Source organism: Mesorhizobium sp. M0166 (assembly GCF_040322255.1).
In the GTDB taxonomy this organism is placed as follows: domain Bacteria; phylum Pseudomonadota; class Alphaproteobacteria; order Rhizobiales; family Rhizobiaceae; genus Mesorhizobium.
This window is the reverse complement of sequence record NZ_JAMYTD010000010.1, coordinates 1-21365: the sequence shown is the minus strand read 5'-3', so window position 1 is coordinate 21365 and position 21365 is coordinate 1. Positions and strand designations below refer to the sequence as shown.

Annotated in this window: 19 protein-coding genes and 1 tRNA gene; 7 read left to right on the top strand and 13 right to left on the bottom strand. The window is 63.3% G+C overall.

What is annotated here, in order from left to right:
• Positions 1 to 32: 32 nt before the first annotated feature.
• The 10 genes from hemH to NKJ46_RS13690 all read right to left on the bottom strand — a co-directional run bounded on the left by hemH (position 33) and on the right by NKJ46_RS13690 (position 10785).
• Complete coding sequence (hemH, locus tag NKJ46_RS13735; protein WP_352665513.1) at positions 33 to 1097, bottom strand: ferrochelatase; 1065 nt, start codon at positions 1095 to 1097, stop codon at positions 33 to 35.
• A 150-nt stretch (positions 1098 to 1247) separates the two neighbouring features.
• On the bottom strand, positions 1248 to 3359 hold the full coding sequence (locus tag NKJ46_RS13730) for a 5'-nucleotidase C-terminal domain-containing protein (RefSeq protein ID WP_352665512.1): 2112 nt from the start codon (positions 3357 to 3359) through the stop codon (positions 1248 to 1250).
• 189 nt (positions 3360 to 3548) lie between these two features.
• The gene (gene omp10 / locus NKJ46_RS13725; protein WP_352665656.1) at positions 3549 to 3923 is read right to left on the bottom strand and encodes an outer membrane lipoprotein Omp10; all 375 of its coding nucleotides are present in this window, start codon (positions 3921 to 3923) and stop codon (positions 3549 to 3551) included.
• An 85-nt stretch (positions 3924 to 4008) separates the two neighbouring features.
• Entirely contained in the window at positions 4009 to 5454 is a 1446-nt protein-coding gene (locus tag NKJ46_RS13720; RefSeq protein WP_352665511.1) for a homospermidine synthase, read from the bottom strand.
• 122 nt (positions 5455 to 5576) lie between these two features.
• Positions 5577 to 6815, bottom strand: coding sequence for a hypothetical protein (locus NKJ46_RS13715; protein ID WP_352665509.1), 1239 nt, complete (start codon positions 6813 to 6815; stop codon positions 5577 to 5579).
• Positions 6799 to 7755 carry a heme-dependent oxidative N-demethylase family protein gene (locus tag NKJ46_RS13710; RefSeq protein ID WP_352665507.1) on the bottom strand — a complete coding sequence of 319 codons (957 nt, stop codon included), beginning with the start codon at positions 7753 to 7755 and terminating at the stop codon, positions 6799 to 6801. Before NKJ46_RS13710 ends, NKJ46_RS13715 begins: the two co-directional genes overlap by 17 nt.
• A complete protein-coding gene (locus tag NKJ46_RS13705; protein WP_352665505.1) occupies positions 7752 to 8039 on the bottom strand; it encodes a YciI family protein in 288 nt (95 codons plus the stop codon). The genes NKJ46_RS13710 and NKJ46_RS13705 overlap by 4 nt, the downstream gene beginning before the upstream one ends.
• A 16-nt stretch (positions 8040 to 8055) precedes the next feature.
• Complete coding sequence (locus tag NKJ46_RS13700; RefSeq protein WP_352665503.1) at positions 8056 to 8718, bottom strand: aminotransferase class IV family protein; 663 nt, start codon at positions 8716 to 8718, stop codon at positions 8056 to 8058.
• The gene (locus NKJ46_RS13695) at positions 8667 to 9818 is read right to left on the bottom strand and encodes an aminodeoxychorismate synthase component I (protein WP_352665502.1); all 1152 of its coding nucleotides are present in this window, start codon (positions 9816 to 9818) and stop codon (positions 8667 to 8669) included. The genes NKJ46_RS13700 and NKJ46_RS13695 overlap by 52 nt, the downstream gene beginning before the upstream one ends.
• Positions 9819 to 9975: 157 nt before the next feature.
• Positions 9976 to 10785, bottom strand: a complete 810-nt coding sequence (locus tag NKJ46_RS13690) for a helix-hairpin-helix domain-containing protein (protein ID WP_352665500.1) — start codon at positions 10783 to 10785, stop codon at positions 9976 to 9978.
• Positions 10786 to 10856: 71 nt separating this feature from the next.
• On the opposite strand from NKJ46_RS13690, the gene NKJ46_RS13685 reads away from it, so the two are divergent.
• Positions 10857 to 11096, top strand: coding sequence for a hypothetical protein (locus NKJ46_RS13685; protein ID WP_352665499.1), 240 nt, complete (start codon positions 10857 to 10859; stop codon positions 11094 to 11096).
• An 81-nt stretch (positions 11097 to 11177) separates the two neighbouring features.
• Here the strand turns inward: NKJ46_RS13685 and NKJ46_RS13680 are convergent, their stop codons facing one another.
• Positions 11178 to 13013: a M3 family oligoendopeptidase gene (locus NKJ46_RS13680; protein ID WP_352665497.1), complete on the bottom strand. Its 1836-nt coding sequence runs from the start codon at positions 13011 to 13013 to the stop codon at positions 11178 to 11180.
• 152 nt (positions 13014 to 13165) lie between these two features.
• Between NKJ46_RS13680 and NKJ46_RS13675 the strand changes: the two genes are divergently transcribed.
• The 3 genes from NKJ46_RS13675 to NKJ46_RS13665 all read left to right on the top strand — a co-directional run bounded on the left by NKJ46_RS13675 (position 13166) and on the right by NKJ46_RS13665 (position 17113).
• Complete coding sequence (locus NKJ46_RS13675) at positions 13166 to 14743, top strand: sigma-54-dependent transcriptional regulator (protein WP_352665496.1); 1578 nt, start codon at positions 13166 to 13168, stop codon at positions 14741 to 14743.
• Between the two features lie 360 nt (positions 14744 to 15103).
• Positions 15104 to 16957 carry a peptidoglycan L,D-endopeptidase MepK gene (mepK, locus tag NKJ46_RS13670; protein ID WP_352665494.1) on the top strand — a complete coding sequence of 618 codons (1854 nt, stop codon included), beginning with the start codon at positions 15104 to 15106 and terminating at the stop codon, positions 16955 to 16957.
• 82 nt (positions 16958 to 17039) lie between these two features.
• A tRNA-Gln gene (locus NKJ46_RS13665) sits at positions 17040 to 17113 on the top strand.
• Between the two features lie 42 nt (positions 17114 to 17155).
• Here the strand turns inward: NKJ46_RS13665 and NKJ46_RS13660 are convergent.
• Complete coding sequence (locus NKJ46_RS13660; RefSeq protein ID WP_352665491.1) at positions 17156 to 17794, bottom strand: 2-dehydro-3-deoxy-phosphogluconate aldolase; 639 nt, start codon at positions 17792 to 17794, stop codon at positions 17156 to 17158.
• Between the two features lie 170 nt (positions 17795 to 17964).
• Here NKJ46_RS13660 and trhO point away from each other — a divergent pair, with 170 nt between their 5' ends.
• Entirely contained in the window at positions 17965 to 18885 is a 921-nt protein-coding gene (gene trhO, locus NKJ46_RS13655; RefSeq protein WP_502903399.1) for an oxygen-dependent tRNA uridine(34) hydroxylase TrhO, read from the top strand.
• A 21-nt stretch (positions 18886 to 18906) separates the two neighbouring features.
• Here the strand turns inward: trhO and NKJ46_RS13650 are convergent, their stop codons facing one another.
• Positions 18907 to 19266 (bottom strand): YybH family protein, encoded by a 360-nt coding sequence (locus tag NKJ46_RS13650; protein ID WP_352665489.1) that lies wholly within the window; start codon positions 19264 to 19266, stop codon positions 18907 to 18909.
• A 276-nt stretch (positions 19267 to 19542) separates the two neighbouring features.
• Here NKJ46_RS13650 and NKJ46_RS13645 point away from each other — a divergent pair, with 276 nt between their 5' ends.
• Complete coding sequence (locus tag NKJ46_RS13645) at positions 19543 to 20295, top strand: tellurite resistance TerB family protein (protein ID WP_352665488.1); 753 nt, start codon at positions 19543 to 19545, stop codon at positions 20293 to 20295.
• A gap of 211 nt (positions 20296 to 20506) precedes the next feature.
• Positions 20507 to 21262 carry an SDR family oxidoreductase gene (locus NKJ46_RS13640; RefSeq protein WP_352665487.1) on the top strand — a complete coding sequence of 252 codons (756 nt, stop codon included), beginning with the start codon at positions 20507 to 20509 and terminating at the stop codon, positions 21260 to 21262.
• The last annotated feature ends 103 nt before the right edge of the window (positions 21263 to 21365 follow it).

The window sequence follows — 21365 nt, the reverse complement described above, 5'->3', positions numbered from 1 at the left end:
ACGGATTGCCGGTGCATGGACGGGTGATCTGTTCAGGCCCAGCCGGACAACTCGCGCCGCACCATCGCCTCGATCACCGCCATGCCCTCGGCACTGTCGTTGAGGCAAGGGATGTGTGCGAACTTTTCACCGCCGGCATGGTGGAAGGTCTCGGCCGCTTCCCTGCCGATTTCGTCCAGCGTCTCGATGCAGTCGACGGAAAATCCCGGATTGACGATGGCGATCGATTTCACGCCTTCGCGCCCTAGTCTTTCGACCGTCTTGTCGGTGTAGGGCTGCAGCCATTCCTGCGCGCCGAAGCGCGACTGAAAGGTTGTGATCAGCTTCTTTTCATCCCAGCCGAGCTTTTCGCGCAGCAGCCGCGTCGTCTCGAGGCAATGGGCTTGGTAGGGGTCGCCCTTGTCGGAATAGGGTTTCGGAATGCCGTGATAGGAAGCGATGACAATTTCCGGTTCGAAGTCGAGGCTCGCCAGATGCTTTTCGATCGAACGGGCGAGCGCCTCGATATAGGCCGGCTCGTTGTAATAGGGCGGCACGCTGCGAATGGCCGGGGCGCGGCGCATCTTCATCAGCGCGCGAAACAGTTGGTCGTTGGCAGTCGCAGTCGTCGTCGCCGAATATTGCGGATAGAGCGGGAAAGACAGGACGCGGTCGCAGCCTTGCTCGACCAGTCTGTTGGCCACGCTCTCGGTCGAAGGGTTGCCGTAGCGCATCGCCCAGTCGACGACGACGTTGGGTAAATCGCCGAGCGCAAGCCCGAGCTTCTCGGCCTGGGCACGGGTGTAGGTTCGCAGCGGCGACTCGTTGCGCTCCCGGTTCCATATCCTGGCATAGTTGGCGCCCGATTTCTTCGGCCGGGTGGTGAGGACCACGCCATAGAGGATCGGATACCAGATCGCCTTGTTGAGCTCGATGACGCGCGGATCGGACAGGAACTCCCGGAGGTAGCGCCACATCGGCTTGAAGCCGGTGCCGTCCGGGGTGCCGAGATTGATCAGCATGACACCGACCTTGCCGGTCCTGACCAGAGGGCGCCCTGCCGACGGCGAGGCGGTGGTCCTCTCGGCTTTGATTTCAGCAGGGCTGGCACGCGTCATGAGGTTCTCCAACACCGCGAACCAACGGTGCCGCGGCGAAAGTAGCGATGCCGCGCCGGTTTTCAAATGCAGCGTCTGGCCGCACCTTATCCCAGAAATGCAGCACCCGCCCGGTTTGCCGGGCGGGTGCATTGCGTTCATGCGGCCGGATTACTTCGAGGCCGCCGGGATAGTCAAGGTTGCGCCGACCGGCAGCCGGCGTGGCTCGTAGGCTTTGTTGGCATCGTAGATCATTTTCCATTTGGTGCCGTCGCCATAGGCCTTCACCGCGAGATCCCAATAGGTATCGCCGGCGACGATTACATGGCTGCTTTCGGCTGGTGCCGTCGCAGCCGGCTCGGCAGGTTTTGCCGGCTCACTTGGGGCTGGCTGACTCGGGGCAGGCGCTGTCTCGGCGGGCTTGGCCGGTTCGGCCGGAGCAGGGGTCGCCGGAGCCGGTGTGGCCGGAGCCGCAGGTGCCGCCGGCTGGGCCGGCTCGGCGGGTGCGGGTGTTGCCGGCGCGGTTTCCGCCGGGACGGCCGGCGGCGTTTTGGAAATGTCGCCGGAGCCGGCCGGCATTTCGGGCATTGCCGGCTCAGCAGGCTTTATCGGCGCTGCCTCAGCAGGTTTTGGCGGTTCGGCCGGGTTGGCAGGTTCTGCGGTCGGGGCTCCGGTCGCGGCGATCTCGGTGATGCGGCCATCGAGCTTCGGCGTATAGGGCCGGTGCGCGCCGAGGTAATCGGCAACGACCTGTTCCAGCCCCGGGCCGTAATCATAGGCGTTCTTGGCCTTCTCGGCGAACACCTTGTAGCCGTCGCCGCCCTGGCGGACATAGTTGTTGGTGGCGACCAGGTAGTCCTTCTCCGGTTTGATCGGCGTCCAGGCGCCGCCTTCCATCACCTCGACCGATTTGACGCGTCCGTTAGGCGGCGCCGATTTGTCGAACGCATATTTCAGGCCGGCAACCTGCGGGAAGCGCCCGGCGCCGTCCTCGACCTGGCTGAGGCCGCTTTCGAGGCCGGCAACCAGATCCTTACCGGAGATCTGGAAGGTCGCCAGCGTGTTCTGAAACGGCAGGACGGTGAGAACCTCGCCCATGGTGACCGTGCCCTGGTCGATCGAGGCGCGCAAGCCGCCACCATTCGAGATGACGATCTCTACACCCTGGCCCTTGACCCGGTCGAGGACGGCGTCGGAGACCAGATTGCCCATCTCGCATTCGCGGGCGCGGCAGTTTTCGCGGCTGCCGTCGATCGCCTTGGTGGTCTCGGCGACTTCCTTGTTCTTCAAAGCCTCGATCGGCGCGCCGAGTTCCTTGATACGGGCAAGCACGGCGGGGTCGGGAATGATCGATTTGTCGAGATGGATAGGATCGCCGCTGGCCTCCTTGACGACGCCGTTGTCGTCGAACACGACCTTGAACTCGCCGAGATATTTCGAATAGGACGCCGCCTGCACGACCGGCACTTTGTAGCCGTCCGGATTGTCGACCATCGTCGGATAAGGGCCTTCCGCCTTGGGGTCGGTGTTGGAAAGCAGCGAATGGCTGTGGCCGCCGACCACCACGTCGACGCCCGGGATCTTGGCGATCACGTCGCGCTCGCGCTTGTAGCCGATATGGGTGACCGCGATGATTTTGTTGACGCCCTCTCCCTTCAGTTTCTCGACCTCAGCGGTGATCGACTTGACGTCGTCTTCAATGGCGATGTTCGGGCCAGGGGAGGCAAGCTCCGGCGTGTCGTTGGTGACCGCGCCGACGATGCCGATCTTCTGGCCGCCGACCTCGACCACGATCGACGGCTTGACGCGGTCGCCGAGCTTGGATTGCGCATTGGCCTTCACGTTGGCGCCGAGCACCGGAAACTGGATCATGTCGAGAAACGGCGCCAGCGCCGACTCGCCATCGTCGAACTCATGGTTGCCGACCACCTCGGCATCGAATTTCATCTGGTTGAGGAATTCGCCTTCGGTCTTACCCTTGTAGGTCGTGTAGAAGAGCGAGCCCTGGAAATTGTCGCCGGCGCTGAGCAGCAGCACGTTCTGGCCTTGCAGCTTCTTGCGCTCCTGGGCGATCGCGGTGACCAGGCGGCCGGCGCCGCCGACGCATTCGCCCTTGGTCTCCTCCTCGGCCGAGCAGGTCGATTCATACTTGTTGTTGCTCTCGATGCGGCTGTGCCAGTCGTTGATGTGCAGGATGTTCAGCGTGTAGTCGGCAAAGGATACCCCTGCCGACAGGCCAAGCGCCGATGCCGACAGCGCGGCGATGGCAGCGATCTTCTTCATTCTCGTCTCCCGGATAACTGGACCAGACGCGTTTAACGCTCTTGTTTGACTGGGATGTAACAGCCCTCTCGGGCCATGTTCACATCGCGTTTCAGTCGATGCAAGCGGAAATCGGCATCAGCTTTGCCGGCGCAAGAAGACGGCGGCTTGAAGCCGCCGCCCTTTGCAAAGTCAAGTCGGAATCGAATTTCAGGTGCGCCTGGTCAGCACAAAATTCTGCCCGCTCGCGCTGGTGCAATTGAGCTGGCTGGTGGAGACCATCAAGCAGTTGAAGCTGATCGGCGTCTGGCGGATCAGCGAAGTGCCATGGATCTCGACTGAGGTGCCGCCGGTCATGGTGTAGCTGCCATCGGCAAGCTTCTGGCCGGTATCGGTGGCGACGGTCGCGAAGCTGCCGCCCCTGAAGGTGGACAAGCCCGTGCCCTGCGCGTCGATCCAGGAGCCTTCGACCCCTTTGGCCGTGATCACCGGCGGCTCGCCTGGGCCGGTGGTGGTGCAGGCCGCCAACGTGACGGCAGCGGCTGCGGCAACGCCAGCCGAAAGCAACCTTTGCACAATCGTCATCATCAAATTCCTCTCCTCGGTCCGCCCTCTTCAATCGCCCGATTTCCGGGCGATTGCAAGCTGGCGGAGTGTCGAGGCAACGCTGCTATCGAACGAGGATGTTGCGGAATTGCCACGGGTCTTTGGTGTCGAGGTCCTCGGAAAACAGACCAGGCCGATTGTCGAGCGGTGTCCAGTCCGTATAATAGCTCCTGACCGGCCCGAGATATGGGTTCTGCACGTCGAGGCAGCGCTTGTAATCCATCTCGTCGGCTTCGACGATGCCGGCCTCGGGATTTTCCAGCGCCCAGACCATGCCGGCCAGCACCGCCGACGTGACCTGCATGCCGGTGGCGTTCTGGTAGGGCGCCAGCTTGCGCGCCTCGGCCAGCGACAGCTGCGAGCCGTACCAGTAGGCGTTCTTGGCGTGGCCGTAGAGCAGCACGCCGAGTTCGTCGATGCCATCGACCAGTTCGTTTTCGTCGAGCACGTGATGTACGGGCTGAGCCTCGCCGGCGGCACCGAACATCTCGTGCAGTGACAGCACGGCGTCGTTGCAGGGATGATAGGCGTAATGGCAGGTCGGCCGGTACTGCACCTTGCCCTTCTTGCTGTACAAAGTGAAGAAATCGGCAATCGAAATCGCCTCATTATGCGTCACCAGGAAGCCGTATTGCGGACCGGACGTCGGGCACCATGTGCGCACGCGCGTGTTGGCGCCGGGCTGCTCCAGAAAGATCGCGGCCTTCGAGCCGTTCTTGTGCTTTTTGGCGTTCTTCGGCATCCACGTCTCATGCGTGCCCCAACCGAGCTCGGCCGGCTGCAGGCCTTCCGAAATGAAGCCTTCGACCGACCAGGTGTTCCAGAACACGTTCATCGGCTTGGGTTTCTTGGTGCGCTGGGTGTCGCGCTCGGCGATATGGATGCCCTTGACGCCGGCCTTCTTCATCAGCCTGGCCCAGCCTTCGCGATCGTGCTGCGCGGGTTCCGAGAAGTCGAGGCCAAGATCTGTGGCGAGGTTGACCAGTGCCTGCTTGACGAACCACGAGACCATGCCGGGATTGGCGCCGCAGCACGAGATCGCCGTGGTGCCGCCCGGGTTCTTCGCGATTTCAGTACGCACCGTCTCGCGCAGCGCATAGTTGGTGCGTGAGGCATTGTCGGCCTTTTCGTCGAAATAGAAGCCGAGCCAAGGCTCGACCACCGTGTCGACGTAGAGGACGCCAAGCTTGCGGCAGAGCTTCATCAGCTCGAGCGAGGAAGTGTCGACCGACAGGTTGACGCAAAAGCCCTGGCCGCCGCCATTGGTCAAAAGCGGTGTCAGCAGCTTCTTGTAGTTCTTTTTGGTCACCGCATCCTGCATGAAGGTGATGCCGCGCTCGTCGAGCAATTTGCGGTCGGCGTCGCGCGGGTCGATGACCGTCATGCGCGACTTGTCGAATTTGAAATGGCGCTCGATCAGCGGCAGCGTTCCCCGTCCGATCGAGCCGAAGCCGATCATCACGACAGGGCCGGTGATCTCACCGTAAACGGGCCAGTTTTCATTCGCCATTTATCGATTACTCCCTCAAAAAACGCTTCGGAACAGCGGCTTGGCCGCGGCGCGACAAACCATAGATCATTGTCACAATAAAGCGAAAAGCGGACGGCCGGCCTCACGCCGCGCCATCCCGGCTACGGCTCGACCAGTCTTGCGAATTCAGGCTTGAAGAGGTCACGTGCCTCGGAGACCGGTAGTTCCAGCAGATCGTCGGCGCAGGCCTGGATGGCATGCGGAAGGGTCTGGAGCCCGAACACCAGAACCTGCTTGTCGCCCTCCCGCCAGAGGCTGACCGCCAGATATTCGCCGATGAGATCGTCCATGCCGCATTCGGCTTCGTGATGGATGTCGGTCTGATCGGTCGGTTTCTTGCGCCGCTGCTTGACCAAGGAGGCGAGGGAAGGACCGGGCTTGCCATCCACCGTATCCGAGAAAATGTCCTGAAGGCCAAGCAGGACGCCGCGCCGCACATCCATGATGTAGGCGTCCGAATAGTTGGTCGGATGCGCTCCGCCGCAGAAGATGCTGCCGGACTCCCGCCAGCTCATCAGCCGCGGCGTCAGCGAGCTCACTTCGAATGTGCTGTCCTCATAGCCGCCGAGCGTGCCGTCGTTCACACCGTCAATCGGCCCGCCTTCGTTGAAACCGGCGTATTGCGCAGCCACGCAGCCCAGTGCGCCGATGTTTGCGCGCCAGTGCCTGTCTTGCAGCAGAGCATTCGCGGCCTCGACCGAAACGTTGCCGGACAGTTCGACAATGCGCGGCGTGGCGAATTTGGTGCGGGGGTCGACGACGTAGCGGTAGGTCGCGTCCGGCCAACCAGTGGTCTTGCCGTTATCGAGCTGAGTGTCCATCCGCAGATAGTCATAGGGGGACGTTTCCATGGTGAGCGGCGTGTCATTGCCGAAGAACTTCATGAAGCTGAAATCGTAGAGATCGAGCGGGGTGCTGGGCTCGCTCCCAGTCACCTGCCGACTTGCGACCCGTTCCAATCTGAGCGGCAGCGCCTTCTTTCCGTTCCAGCTGCCTTCAAGGGTCTTGCCGTTACTGGATGAGGCCAGGCGCCACACAGCGGCGATCGGCGCGGCCTTTCCGTCATCGCAATTATCGGCGCCGCATGCCTCCTCCTCGGCCAGTTCGAACTTGCTGCCCTTCTGCGACCTGGCTTGCAGCGGGATGTCGACGCCCTTCGAGCGGTAGAAGTAGCGGCCGGCCAGCGGGCCGTCGGTGGCCGCCGGATCGCCGGTGAATTCGACGACGATATCGCTTTTTCCAAGCTTGCCGGCATAAGTCACCGGCTCCGCTTCGGCTGCTGTCGACAGTACCAGGATCGCGGCCATGAACGTGACCGGACTGCTAAGATGCTGGATCATTGTTCCCCCAAGCCATGACTTTCAGTCGTTCCGTCAGCCGGTCACGGTCGGCGGTCATCCCCTTGTAGTCGAGCTGTGCCTCGTCCAGCGCCAGAAGTTGTTCGGCCAAGGACGCTGAGAGCGCCGCGCGGTCGCGATGGCGTTCCAGCACGGCGAGCGGATCGAGATGGATGCGAATGGTGAAGAGTATGTCGCCCGAAACGGGGAGCTTTCTCAGGGTCTGCCGCTCGACGCGAATAAAGGCATGGGCGTCGATGTCGCCGTCCGGGAATCTCGACGGGCGACTGCTGGCACGGTCGATGCGCTCGAGGTTGGAGAGCGGATGGTAGAGCGCATTGCCCGCCTGGATCGACCAGTTGTAGCGCTCGACGGCTTGGCCCTGGAGGCCGTCGAACATGCGGTTGATGAGATCGGCCGGCCGTGTGCCAGGACCGAAACCCGGTACCGGCGCGTGGATCTGCTGCAGCGGCTTGCCGAATTTTTCGATCAGCGACCATGACGAGGGGAAGCAGAGCGAGCCGGCCGCCAGGCGCCAGCCGCTCTCGTCGCGGCGCATCAGGATCAAATCCTCCTGGACGAGTAACGAGGCCGCGACAAGCGGCGCATCGCTGAAAGGAGCTGAGGTGCCTGAGCCCTCGAGATTGTCGGTGCCGCCGATCACCTCGATCGCGTTGTCGGTACGCCTGTGGGTCTCAGGAAAGTTCGCCGCCAAATGCGCACCGAGCAGATCGAGCACTTCGCGCTGGGCCTCGCGCGTTGTTTGCTCCTCGACAAAAACCTTGCCGGGAATTTCCGCGTAAAGCCGGCGTTTCTCGGCAAGATAGGGCAGCAGATATTCGTCGACCTCGATCCAGCTATCGAGATTGAGCGGTTTCAGCCCGATGGTGAACAGTTTCGACGAGCCGTCATAGGGTGTGTGGGTCGGTGGGCGGAAACTCATGCTTCTTTGTAGGCTTCCAGTGCGGCAGTGGCCATTCTCGCCGTGAATTCGGTGATTTCGTAATCGGCGGCACCTGCCTTGGCGAAGGGATCGTCAGCCAGTCTGGCATCGAGCACTTCGCGTGGACCGTGCGCGATGATGATGCCGCCGGTCCTTGGCCGCTTTGGCCCCGAGGCGACAAAGATACCTTGCGCGTAGCAGGCCTTCAGCCACTCGACATGCGCTTGCTGCAGGCGGTCGATCTCGGTCAGCGGCACCTTGTAGTTCAGCGAAACCACGAACATTGTTGTCTCCGATGCTTCAGCCCAGCCGCGCCGGGATCAATCCGCGCAGCGAGTTGCCGACGAACAGCGCCTTGGCCGATTTCAGTTCGTTCCACGTGTAGACCGCTTCACCGGCGCGGCCTTGATCCAGCAGTTCACCGCGCAGGACGCCAGGCAGCAGGCCGCAATCGAGCCGGGGCGTGGCCAGCACGCCCTCGCCGAAATCGGCAAAGACGTTGGTGATCGTGCCCTCGCAGATTTCGCCGCGCTCATTGGCGAGCAGCACCTCGTCGGCCCGGCCGGCAAGATATTCGGCGCGGGCGCGCGTAAAGGTTTGGCGGCGGCTGGTCTTGTGGCGCAGCAGCGTGTCGCTCGAATCAAGCCGCACCCGTGCCAGCTGCAGTGTCCAGACCTTGTCGGCGGCAAGCGGCTCGTAGGGCTGCACCGAAACCGCGACTTCGCCATTGCGCGACAGGACGAGGCGTGTGCGCAACGCGATCTGTTGGTGACCAACCGCATTCATCAGTGCTTCGCCGACCCTTTGCGGGTCGCAGGCGAAGCCGAGTTCGTTTGCCGAGCCGTAAAGCCGCGCGAGATGGCGGTCGAAACGAAGGAAACCCGAGCCGGGTTCCCAGCGCATTGTTTCGATCAGTTCGAAATCGGCACTGTTCCCGTCGCGAAACGGGCTTTCAGCAGACACTCCTGGTACTCCTCTTCGGCTGTCGAATCGAAGACGACACCGCCGCCGACATTGTAGACCGCCTCGCCATTGGCAAAGAGCGAGATGGTGCGGATCGCCACGGAAAAACGCATCCGGCCGCCGGGCGCGATCCAGCCTATGGCGCCGCAATAGACATCGCGCGGACCACTTTCCAGCTCGCGCAGGATTTCCATGGCGCGGATCTTCGGCGCGCCGGTGATCGAGCCGCAGGGGAATAGCGCGGCGAAAATCTGGCGGATGGAGAGGCCGGGCAAAAGTTTTGCCCGCACGCGGCTCACCATCTGGTGGACGGTCGGGTAGCTCTCGATGCGGAAAAGCTCCGGCACATCGAGCGTGCCAATCTCGCTGATCAGTGAGATGTCGTTGCGCAGGAGATCGACGATCATCCGGTTCTCGGCCTGGTTCTTCTCGTCGTTGCGCAAGAACGCTTTCAGGCGATCGTCCTCGGCTTTTGTTGCGCCGCGCGGCGCGGTGCCCTTCATCGGATGCGTCTCGATCATGCCTTCCGCGTCGACCTCGAAGAACAGTTCCGGCGATCGCGACAAGACGATTGGATCGCCAAGCGCGACCAGCGCGCCATACTTCACCGGCTGGCGTTCGGTCAGCGCGTTGAAGGCGACCAGCGGATCGCCCGACCATTGCGCATGGACCGGAAAGGTCAGATTGCCCTGGTAGCAGTCGCCCTTGCGGATGTGGTCATGCAGCCTGGCAAAGCGTTTGGCGTAGTCGTCCGAAGACCAGGCTGCCTTGGCGTCGAAGATCGGGCCGTTGCTAGCCGGCAGATCGCCTGGCGCGACCGTCTCCTCGACCGGCGCGTCGAACACGCCGAGGCAGAAAAGCGGGGCGCGGCGGCCGGCCGGCAGCAGCGGAACGAGCTTGGGTTCGAGCAGGTAACCGGCCTCGTAGGAGAAATAACCGGCCAGCCATTTGCCGCCGTCATGTGCAGCCTGCGCGGCTTCCAGCGCCGGCAAAAAATCCGCCTCGCCATGCACTGCGATGACCTCGGCCGGCCGGTCGAAAACGAGCTGACGCGCGGTCTCGTCGTTCCGGAAAATTGCAAAGGGCAGGGGCAGGGACATAAGGCTCGGATGCTGCGGTCACCAGCGATCGATCTATATGGGGGCTCGACCGTGCGCAATCGAGGGAACGGCGTCTCAAGACGCAAAGGCGCGGGGGGCAAAAACAAAAGCGGCGCCAGAGGGCGCCGCCTTGTTCCAGATGCCGCCTTGCAATGGCTCAGGTATTGCTGGCTTCTCCCGCAGTCGGGAAGCGGCGCGCAAATTCCTTCTCGTCACCGGCGGCAAGCAGTTTCGCCTGCTCGATCCAGCGTTCACGTTCGATGCGGCCGTCGAAATTCAATGTCGCCTCGATCCGCTTGACATCGTCGGGCGTCCAGGCGGCGATCTGGGCATAGGTCGTGACCCCAAGCCCTTTGAGCAGCCGCTCGTTGGTCGGGCCGATGCCGATCAGGCGACGCAGATCATTGGCTTTGCCTGGAGCAGTGGCTGTTGCCTTGCCGCTCGCGGCTTTCTTTGCAGCTGGCGCGGCCTTGCTCGCCGCCGGCGCAGCCTTGCTTGCCGCTGGCGCGCTCCTGGGTGCGGCGCTCGCTTTCGATGCAGGCGGTTTCGGCGTTGCCGTTTTCGCGGCACTTGCGCGTGGCGCGGTCACGGCCTTTGCCGTCGGAGATTTCTTCGGCGCCGGTTTGGCTGGTGCGGATGTCGACATCAGGGTTGACGGCGCCTGCATCGCCGCCTTGGTCGCGCCGGCCTTGGCGGCTGGCGCCTTGGCTGTTGCCGCCTTCGCGGTTGGCGCCTGGGTGGTTTTCGCCTCGCCCAGCCGGCGTTCGAGATCGGCGCGGGCCCGGCCGCATGCATCCAACTCACCGGTCAGACGGTCGCTATCGGCCCGCAACCTGTCTCGTTCGCTGCGCGTGCGGTCGAGATCGCCGCGCAAACTATCGAGTTCGCCACGCAGGCGTCCCCAAATGAACCAGCCAACCAACACACCTACCAAGAACGCCAGGAGCATGTAGAAAAAAGTGCCCATTGTCTTTCTCTCTCCAGTCCGATCCGTCCGCCCTGGCCTGTGGAGCCATGACCTCGGCGAAGGATCATTCGATGGTGATTCCGCAATTTGCAGAACAGCCGGCTTCGATCGAGCTGTCGGCGACCGGTTTGCCCCTGGCCAACAACCGTTGTCGCATCCGCCGGCACGCCACGAACGGGTCGGGACTTTCCGACCAGACCCATTCGTGCCCGGCTGAGCTTGAGGGCGGACGCTATCATACAGCTTACGGGAATCTAACGGAAAACTTCCATGGAAAGTTATTTAAGAACAAATATCCAAGACAAGAATAGAATCGTCGCCAATATGCATTGCAGCTAAACTGTTCTGGAAAACCCGGTCACCCCGCGTTGCGCATCGCCCAGTGTTGCGCATCAATTGTCCAGTGCTTCCAGCTCGTCGATCAGTCCGCTGATCACACCAAGCCCGATCTGCCAGAAGGCAGGGTCGGCCGCGTCGAGGCCGAACGGCGCCAGAAGCTCGGAATGATGCTTGGTGCCGCCGGCGCGCAGCATGGCAAAATATTTCTCCTGAAAACCGCGCTCGGCGTTCTGGTAGACCGCGTAGAGCGAGTTCACCAGGCAATCGCCGAATGCATAGGCATAGACATAGAAAGGCGAGTGGATGAAGTGCGGGATATAGGTCCAGAAAACCTCGTACCCGTCGCGCAGCTTGATCGCCGGCCCGAGGCTTTCCGCCTGCACTTCCAACCAGAACTGGCCGAGCCTGTCGGAGGTCAATTCGCCGCTCTTGCGCTCGGCATGCACCTTGCGCTCGAACTCGTAGAAGGCGATCTGGCGCACGACCGTGTTGATCATGTCCTCGACCTTCTGGGCGAGCATGGCCTTGCGTTCGCGCTTGTCGGTGGTCTGCTCGAGCAGCGAGCGGAACGTCAGCATCTCGCCGAACACCGATGCGGTTTCGGCCAGCGTCAGTGGCGTCGATGCCATCAAGGCGCCCTGGCCGCCGGCCAGCACCTGGTGCACGCCGTGGCCGAGCTCGTGCGCCAGCGTCATCACGTCGCGCGGCTTGCCCATGTAGTTGAGCAGCACATAGGGATGCGCCGAAGGCACGGTCGGATGCGCGAAGGCACCAGGCGACTTGCCGGGTCTCACCGGTGCATCGATCCAGTTGCGGTCGAAGAAGGTTCTGGCGATCTCCGCCATGTCGGGCGAAAAGCGCTGGTAGGCGGAAAGCACGGTGTTCTTGGCCTCGTCCCAGCCGATGACCGCCTGTGGGGTCTCGGGCAATGGCGCGTTTCGGTCCCAGTGGTTCATCACCTGCATGCCGAGCCAGCGCGCCTTCATCGCATAATAGCGATGCGACAGGCGCGGATAGGCGTCACGGACTGCGGCGGCGAGCGCATCCACTACGCTGCGTTCGACGCGGTTGGCGAGATGACGGGAATCGGCAATGTCCTCGAAGCCGCGCCAGCGGTCGGAGATCTCCTTGTCCTTGGCCAGCGTGTTGGTGACCAGCGTAAAGACGCGCAAATTCTTGCGGAAGGTCGTGGCCAGCGCCTCGGACGCCCGGCGGCGCACCTCGCCATCGGCGTCCTGCAGGCGATTGAGCGCCGGCTCCAGCGTCAGCTCCTCGCCGTCGACGTCGAAGCGCAAATCGGTCATCGTCTCGTCGAACAGGCGGTTCCAGGCCCCGCGCCCGGTGATCGACTTTTCATGGAAGAGCTGCTCGATGCGGTCTTCGAGCTGATAGGGCTTGTCCTTGCGCAGATCGAGCACCCAGGGCCGGTAATGGGCGAAGGCCGAATCGGCGGCGAGCGCATTTTCGATCGCGCCATCGTCGATGAGGTTCAGCTCGAGCGCGAAAAATAGCAGGTGCGCGCTGGCATCGGCCATCTTTTCCTGGATGTCGCCATAGAGCTTGGCGCGCTGCGGATCCGACGTGTTGCCGGCATAGACAAGCCCGGCATAGGAGACGATGCGGCCGATCAACTCCTCCAGCGCTTCATAGGCCTGAAGCACCTCGCCCAGCCTGCCGGCGCTGCCACGCCCTGCCTCGGCGGCGAGCGTGCCTTTCCAACGGCTTTCGAAGGCGATGGCATCGGCGGCGGCCTGGACGATGTCGCGCTTCAGCTCGGGCGCTTCCATGCCCGAATAGAGATCGGCCAGATTCCATTCCGGCAGGTCGCCAAGCTCCGCCACGCCCTGACCGGGCGCTGCCGCCAGCTTTCGAGCAAAAACCATGCGCATTGCCGATCCTTCCAGATACGAAAATTCGAGGAAACGAGAAGCCGGTCAAATCCTAAGGAATTCATTCACCGGGTTTTTTGAAAGCTTATTTAGAACCCTGTGCCAAGATGATCCATAGGGCGCATTCTCGGGCGGGCACGGGCGGATCAGTCATGGCAGCTTCCATACTCATAGTCGATGACGATCCCGTGCAGCGCCGGCTGCTCGAGGCGGCGGTGACGAAATTCGGCCACACCGCGATCGTCGCCGATGGCGGCGAGGCCGGTCTTGATCTCGTCGACGGACCCAATGCGCGCGACGTGTCGGTGGTCATCCTCGATCTGATGATGCCCGGCCTCGACGGCATCGGCGTGCTGAAGGCGATGCGCGAGCGTGGCATCCACATTCCCGTCATCGTGCAGACCGCGCAGGGCGGCATCGAAACCGTCGTTTCGGCAATGCGTCACGGCGCCTTCGATTTCGTCGTCAAGCCGGCCTCTCCCGACAGGCTGCAGGCGTCGATCGGCAACGCCCTCAAGGTCGAAGCGCTCGAAGGCGAAGTGAAGCGCTCGTCACGGCAGCGCGGCGGCCATCTGACGTTCAAGGACATGATCACCCAAAGTCCGGCGATGGATCGGGTGATCCGGCTCGGCCGCAAGGCTGCGGCGTCCAACATTCCGATCCTGATCGAGGGTGAATCCGGCGTCGGCAAGGAACTGGTGGCGCGCGCCATCCAGGGCAGCGGCGACCGCCGCTCGAAACCGTTCGTCACCGTGAATTGCGGCGCCATCCCCGACAATCTGGTCGAATCGATCCTGTTCGGGCACGAGAAGGGCTCGTTCACCGGCGCCACCGAAAAACATACCGGCAAGTTCGTCGAAGCGCATACCGGCACGCTGTTCCTTGACGAAATCGGCGACCTGCCGCTCGACGCGCAGGTCAAGCTGTTGCGCGCCGTGCAGGATGGCGAAGTCGATCCGGTTGGCGGGCGCTCGACCGTCAGGGTCGACATCAGGCTGATCTCGGCAACCCATCGCAACCTGCTGCAGCAGGTCAAAGACGGCAAGTTCCGCGAGGACCTGTTCTATCGGCTGAACGTCTATCCGATCTTCGTGCCGCCATTGCGCGACCGTCGCGACGACATCCCCTATCTGGTCGAGCACTTCATGGAGAAGGTGGCGCCCAACGATCCGCGCCATCGCCTGCGAGGCATCTCGGCTGCGGCGGTTGCCATGCTGCAGGCCTATGACTGGCCGGGCAACATAAGGCAGCTCGAAAACGCCGTCTTCCGGGCTTCGGTGCTTGCCGACGGCGACATGCTGACCGAAGAAGAATTCCCGCAGATCCGGGCGCAGGTCGAGGGCACGGTCAATCTCGATTCGGGTATTGCCTTGCCAGATTCAGGGGGGCCAGCTTCGGGGGGGGCAGCCCCAGGGTGGCCAGCTTCCGGCTTGGCTTCGGGCAGCCAGCCGCGCGACAACTTGCCGGCCGCTGGCGGCATAGCAACCGCCGATCCCGACGCGCCGGCCAGGCCTCGCTTCGGCACACTGCGGGCGCTCGACGAGCGCGGCAATGTGCGTGCTCTGGCCGACGTCGAACTCGAAATGATCAAGCTCGCCATCGACCACTACAACGGCCAGATGAGCGAAGTCGCCCGCCGCCTCGGCATCGGCCGGTCGACGCTCTACCGCAAGCTCAAGGAATACGGCATCGACCCGGAAACCGGCCGCGTCGAACGGCTCGCTTCCTGAGTCACAGGGCCAAGCTGGTTCTCATCCGGGCATCCATTCGAAGCAAGCACGCCTCGAAACGAGGTATCCGCCGCAGTGTTCACGTATTAAGGCGGACGGTAACAGATCGTGTTTCGAGCTGGCGCCAAAACATGATCTAAACCAGCGGTTTACCACGATATCCTGCGCAATATTTTTGGCGGGATATCGCCACCGTGTTACCGCATTTCGGCTTCAATAAGCGATGATTAACCATTAGGATCGATATTCGGATGCATACACCACGCATCCGTTTGGTCAAATCCGGGGACAAAACGGCAGCCTGCAAGGCCTTTTGATTTGAACAGAATCGAACGACACAAAAACGGGCGGCATTATCACATGAGCGTCTGGCCGAGATGGCTGGCAGCGGTGATTGTTGCCGTCGGGTTCCTTGCAGCGGCGGCAACCGGCGCCAATGCCGAGACACGTTCGCTGAAGCTCTATCATCTCCACACGCATGAAAAGGCGGAGATCGTCTACAAGCGCAATGGCCGCTACGACCAGGCGGGCTTGCGAAAGATCAACATCATCCTGCGCGACTGGCGCCGCAACGAGCCGACCAAGATGGATCCGCGCCTGCTGGACCTGGTCTGGGAGGCGTATCGGGAGAGCGGCGCCACCGATTACATCCAGGTCGTCTGCGGCTATCGTTCGCCGGCCACGAATTCGATGCTGCGCAGCCGCAGCAGGGGCGTCGCCGAGAAGAGCCAGCACATGCTCGGCAGGGCGATGGATTTCTACATTCCCGGCGTGCCGCTGAAGAAGCTGCGTGACATCGGCCTCAGGATGCAGGGCGGCGGCGTCGGCTACTATCCCAGTTCCGGCTCGCCCTTCGTGCATATGGATGTCGGCAATGTGCGCCACTGGCCCGGCATCAGCCGCCAGGAACTGGCGCGCGTGTTCCCCAACGGCAAGACGCTGCATGTACCGAGCGACGGCAAGCCGCTGCCTGGTTATCAACAGGCGCTCGCCTCCTATAAGGCCCGCAAGGGCGCCGGCGCGCCGGCCATCGAACTGGCCAGCGCAAGCGGCGGTGCAAAAAAATCCCGCGGGTTCCTGGCAGCCCTCTTCGGCGGCGGCGACGACGAGGCGGACGACAGCGCCGATGTGGCGATGGCCGAGCCAGCGCCAAAGCCCCGTAACGTGAAGCCGGCGCCGTCCGCCAAGAGCAGCAACCTGCCTGGCATTGCCATCGTGGCGCCTCAGGATGCCAAGCGCGCCGAGATTCCGGAAGTCGCCGATGCTCCGGCGCCTGCGCCTGAACCGGAGAATGACACGCCGGAGACGATCATCGCGGCATTGCCGGCGCGCAGTATCCCGCTGCCGGATTTTGCTCCGCGCCCGAAGACCGACGTCGGCGCCCAGCCGCCTGAAAATGTTCCGTTCGGCGTGGCGGATGCGGCTGGATCGACCGAACAGGCGGTGGCGACCGCGCAAGCGTCGGCAAGTGCGGCGCCGGCAAGCGTGGCACCTGAAAACGTTCCGTTCGGCGTGGCAGACCCGTCTGCCGCAGCCGGCCCGGTGCAGGCCGCGGCCAATACCATTCCCGTGCCGAGCTGGCGGCCCGATCATTCGCTGCCGGCCGATCTTTCGCAGGCGGGTCTTGCACCGCAGGACAAGCAAGTGTTGCTGGCGCTGGCGAGTGCAGCCGAGAGGAGCAATACCGCCACCGACGCATTCTCCGTATTGCCGTCGGCGCGGCCAGACAGTTCGCAGCCCGACGAGGTCAAGGCCGTTCTGGAACGGGTCAGCGCGACCGACGAATACAAGGTCGCGTCGCTTTCCGAGCAAGCATCGGTGTTCGAGGAACCGGCGAACGACGACGGCGCATCGCCGCGAGACGCCATCGTTGCCCGCCCGGCCGGCTCCGATCCGGCTGCCGTCATCGGAGCAGGCGTGAAGACCACACGCAAGGAACCCAGGGCCACCGCCCGCGACCTGAAGCCCGGCCCCAAGCCGGTGGTGGTCGCCGCCGCGCCGCAGGCCGCCCGCTGGGCGCTGCACAGCGGTGAGTATGTCGCAACCGTTTCGGATGCGACAACGGCGCCGCGCTACGCCTACGACTTCGTCCGTACGGCACCGAGCGAGGTCTATACCGTGGGCTTCCAGCCGGGCAACGAAATGGCCGACGCCAACCGGTTCACCGGTAAGGCCGTCAAGTTCATGTCAGTGGCCCGCTTCAAGACCGAGTAGGCCGCGCTCGGCATCCCCGCGCGGCCTTCACCGCCGGCACTGGCTTCCTTCATCCCGGGATGCTAACCAATGGTCGGCATTCTCCCGCTTCGTCTAATGGTAGGACAGCGCCCTTTGAAGGCGTGAATCGTGGTTCGAGCCCATGAGCGGGAACCAGCCGGCGAACCAGATCGGCGGCAGGCCAGATCGGCGGCGATGTTAGCGCCCGAGCTTGCTTGCAGCGCGCGCCAAGGCTTCGATCTCGTCCCATCTGCCGGCCTTGACCAGATCGTCCGGCGCCACCCAGGAACCGCCGACGCAGATGACGTTGGGCAGGCTGAGGTAGTCGGCGGCGTTCTTGCCGGTGATACCGCCGGTCGGGCAGAATTTCACGTCGGCAAGCGGCGAGGCGAAAGCCTTGAGCGAGGCGATGCCGCCCGACTGTTCGGCCGGGAAGAATTTCAGAAAGCGCAGGCCGGCTTCGCGCGCGGCCATGACCTCTCCCGGCGTGATGGCGCCAGGCAGCAACGGCACATCGCTGTCCCTGGCTGCCGCGAGAAGCTCGCGGGTGATGCCGGGGCTGACGATGAACTTCGAGCCGGCGGCCGCCGCCTCGCCGAACTGGCGGGCGTCCAGGATGGTGCCGGCGCCGACGACGGCGTCTTCGACCTCGCCTGCCACCCGGCGGATCGCCTCCAGCGCGTCGGCGGTGCGCAGCGTGATTTCGATCGCCGGCAGGCCACCGCGGGCCAGCGCCCGGGCCAGCGGCGCCGCATCGGCGGGATTGGCGATCTTCAGCACCGGTATGACCGGCTGGCCGTTGAGGAGCGACAGGAGCTTTTCGGTCGTGCTGGGCATTCGTCGTCTCTCCTCTGTTGATCAAGTCGACCGGTTAGCAGAAGGCGGTTTTTCTGTCCACGAAACGCGGCGTGTCGCGATGTCACGCGTGGTGTTCGAAACGCACCCGCGGTCAGACCGCTCCCGGCTCTGCCTTGATCCGGCTGTCGTGAGCGTTTAGTGGCTTGGTGATGACACTGCCCAGCCAAGGCTTCCGCGTTGCCGCGCTTTACCGCTTCGCCCGGCTCGACACCTTCGAGGCGCTGCGCGCGCCGCTCGCCGCCTTCTGCCGCGCACGCGGCATCAAGGGCACGCTGCTGCTGGCGCGTGAGGGCATCAACGGCACGGTCGCCGGCAGTGAAGCGGCAATCACGGCGCTCATCGGTCATCTCGAATCCATCGACGGTCTCGCCGGCCTCGAGATCAAATACAGCAGCGCCGCAGCGATGCCGTTCCACCGCATGAAGGTGCGGTTGAAGCGCGAGATCGTCACCATGGGCGTGGACAATATCGATCCGGCGGCAGGTGCAGGCACCTATGTTGCGCCAGCCGACTGGAACGCACTGATCTCGGATACAGGCACCATCGTCATCGACACGCGTAACGCCTACGAGGTGTCGCTCGGCACCTTTAAGGGCGCTGTCGATCCCGCCACCACCAGCTTCCGCGAATTCCCGGCCTGGGTCGAGCAGTATCGGCATGAGCTCGAGGGGCGAAAGGTCGCGATGTTCTGCACCGGCGGCATACGCTGCGAGAAGGCGACGGCCTATGTGAAGTCGCTCGGCTTCGAGGCTGTGTTCCATCTCAAGGGCGGCATTCTGAAATATCTCGAGGACGTCCCCGCCGAACAGAGCCTGTGGCAAGGCGAATGCTTCGTCTTCGACGAGCGCGTTTCGGTATCGCACGGGCTGGTCGCAGGCGAGGCGGAACTCTGCCGCGCCTGCCGGCATCCGCTGGCGGCAGAAGACCGGCTGTCGCCGAAATATGCTACCGGCGTTTCATGCCCGCATTGCTTCGATGCCCGCTCGGATGAAGATCGCTCCCGTTATGCCGAGCGCCAGCGACAGGTCGAGCTGGCGCAGGCACGCGGCGACCGCCACATCGGAAGTTAGCTGACGTGAAGCAACTTCACGTCAGGCAACAGAGAAGCGATCGATGACCCACATCCATGTCCCGTCGTTCTGCCGGCGCGCGACCTCGGTGGTAATCGTGCCGTCGGGAAGCCGGGTCGAGGTGAGCGCCAGGTCGCCATTGATGACAGCCGGACGCTGATCTCCGGACTGAAATTTTCGGCCGGTTGCGGTGATCTCCGCGAACAGCGTTCGGATGGCTTCGCGCCCGAGCGTCAGTTGTCCGCCACCGCTGTCGATGACTGCATGCGGCTCAAAAAGCGCCGCCATGCCATCAATGTCTCCGACCCATTGCCGCGAAATCAGCAGGCGCTCCAGCTCCTGGGGATCGCGTGCCGGCTGGCGGTCTGTCTCATCGGTCATGCCAGGCTCCTCCCAAGCGACATGCCGCGACATTAGTCGAAGTCGAGGGCGGTTTCGACACATCCAATGTCCACAGCGCCGCGTGTTGTTCGGGCGCGGAAGGAGGCTGCAGCACTTTGATTTCGCGTGAAATCCCAGCAGATGTCGGTGCGAGGTCATGCGTGGCAGCGGGCAAAAGGATGCACCCCGTCATTGTAATGTCAAACTGCGGGACCTAGGTCTTCGACGTCCAAACCTGCCCGCGCACCTTCGGCCGGGCCAATTCTGGAGGCATAGATGTTCGATCCCAAGAAGCTCCTCGACGATCTGCTCGGCTCGCAAGTTCCCGGTACCGGATCGACCGTCCGCGACAAGGCCGGGCAGGCGGTGCAGATGGCCAAGGACAATCCGCTTGCCGCCGGTGCGCTGGCCGCGGTGCTGCTCGGAACCGGCCCAGGCCGTCAGGTCACCGGTGCGGCGGTGAAGCTTGGTGGGTTGGCTGCGATCGGCGGCCTCGCCTACAAGGCCTACCAGAACTACAAGAACGGCAACGCGCCGGCCGAGACGCAAGTTGCAGGCGAACCGGAATTGCTGCCGCCGCCGGCCGATACCGCCTTCCATCCGTCGCAAGCGCCGCAGGGCGAAGACGAATTCACGCTGACGCTGGTCAGGGCGATGATCTCGGCGGCGAAGGCCGACGGTCATGTCGATGACGAAGAGCGGCAGAAGATCGCCGGCAAGCTCAGCCTCGCCGGCGTCGGCGCCGAAGCGGAGAAATTCCTGATGTCGGAACTGGAGGCGCCGCTCGATCTGGATGTGCTGATCGCCGGCGCCAAGACCGATGCGCAAAAGCTGGAACTCTACACCGCCTCGCGTCTTGCCATCGATCCGGACACGCGGGCCGAACGCGGCTATCTCGACCTGCTTGCCGGCCGCCTCGGCCTGCCGGACGCGCTGGTCGACCATGTCGAAGCGACGGTGACGGCGGCGAAGGTACCGGCGGCATCCACGGGCGAGGCAGCCAAGCCGGCCGTCAATTCGCGCTGGTAAAAGCGGGCTGCGACACGGCCGTCCGACGTTAGCTTCTCGTTAACCGAGGAAGCGCATGATTTTACATAGTCGGATCGGCTTTCCTCCTCCCAAGCCCGGTTCGGACAGGGGCGGTCGCCAATGGCCGCCCTTTTTGTGAGCACAGGCTTTGGCCCGGCTTGCCATGCTTCCCGTCATTTGCGATGGCTCATCCCTTTCAGGGAGTACAGCCATGACCGACTATAAAACCGCCATCGTCACCGGCGCCGGCACGGGCATCGGCAAAAGCGTCGCCACGGCCCTGCTCAAGGCCGGCTGGAACACGGTCTTCTGCGGCCGCCGCAAGCCGGTGCTGGATGAGGCGATTGCCGCGGCCGGGCCGACGCAGGCCAAGGCATTGGCCTTCGCCTGCGACATCAGCAAGGCCGATCAGGTCGACGATCTGTTCGAGACGGTGGCTGCAGCTTTCGGGCGCGTCGACCTGCTCTTCAACAATGCCGGCACGAGCTACAAATCGACATTGATCGACGACATCCCGGTCGAGGTATGGAACGACATCGTCGGGGTCAATCTCACCGGCTCGTTCCTGTGTGCTCGCGCCGCCTTCGGCGCCATGCGCAGGCAGCAGCCGATGGGCGGCCGCATCATCAACAACGGCTCGGTATCGGCCTATGCGCCACGGCCGGGCTCGGTGCCCTATACGGCGACCAAGCACGCCATCACCGGGCTGACCAAGACGCTGGCGCTGGACGGCAGGCCCTTCGACATTGCTTGCGGCCAGATCGACATCGGCAACGCACTGACCGACATGGCGCAAGCGATGACGGTCGGCGTGCCGCAAGCCAACGGCACCATTGCCGCCGAAGCGGTGATGGATGTCGAGCGCGTCGCCGACGCCGTCCTCCATATGGCCAGCCTGCCGCTCGACGCCAACGTGCTGTTCATGACCGTGATGGCGACGAAGATGCCGTTTGTCGGGCGAGGCTAAATTAGTCTCAACCGGGTCCTAGATGTTTGATCCCAGGCTTTGATGGTTCATCATTGTCGTCCGAATCAAAGGATGCACTATGGGCCAGGTTCTGCATGGGAGC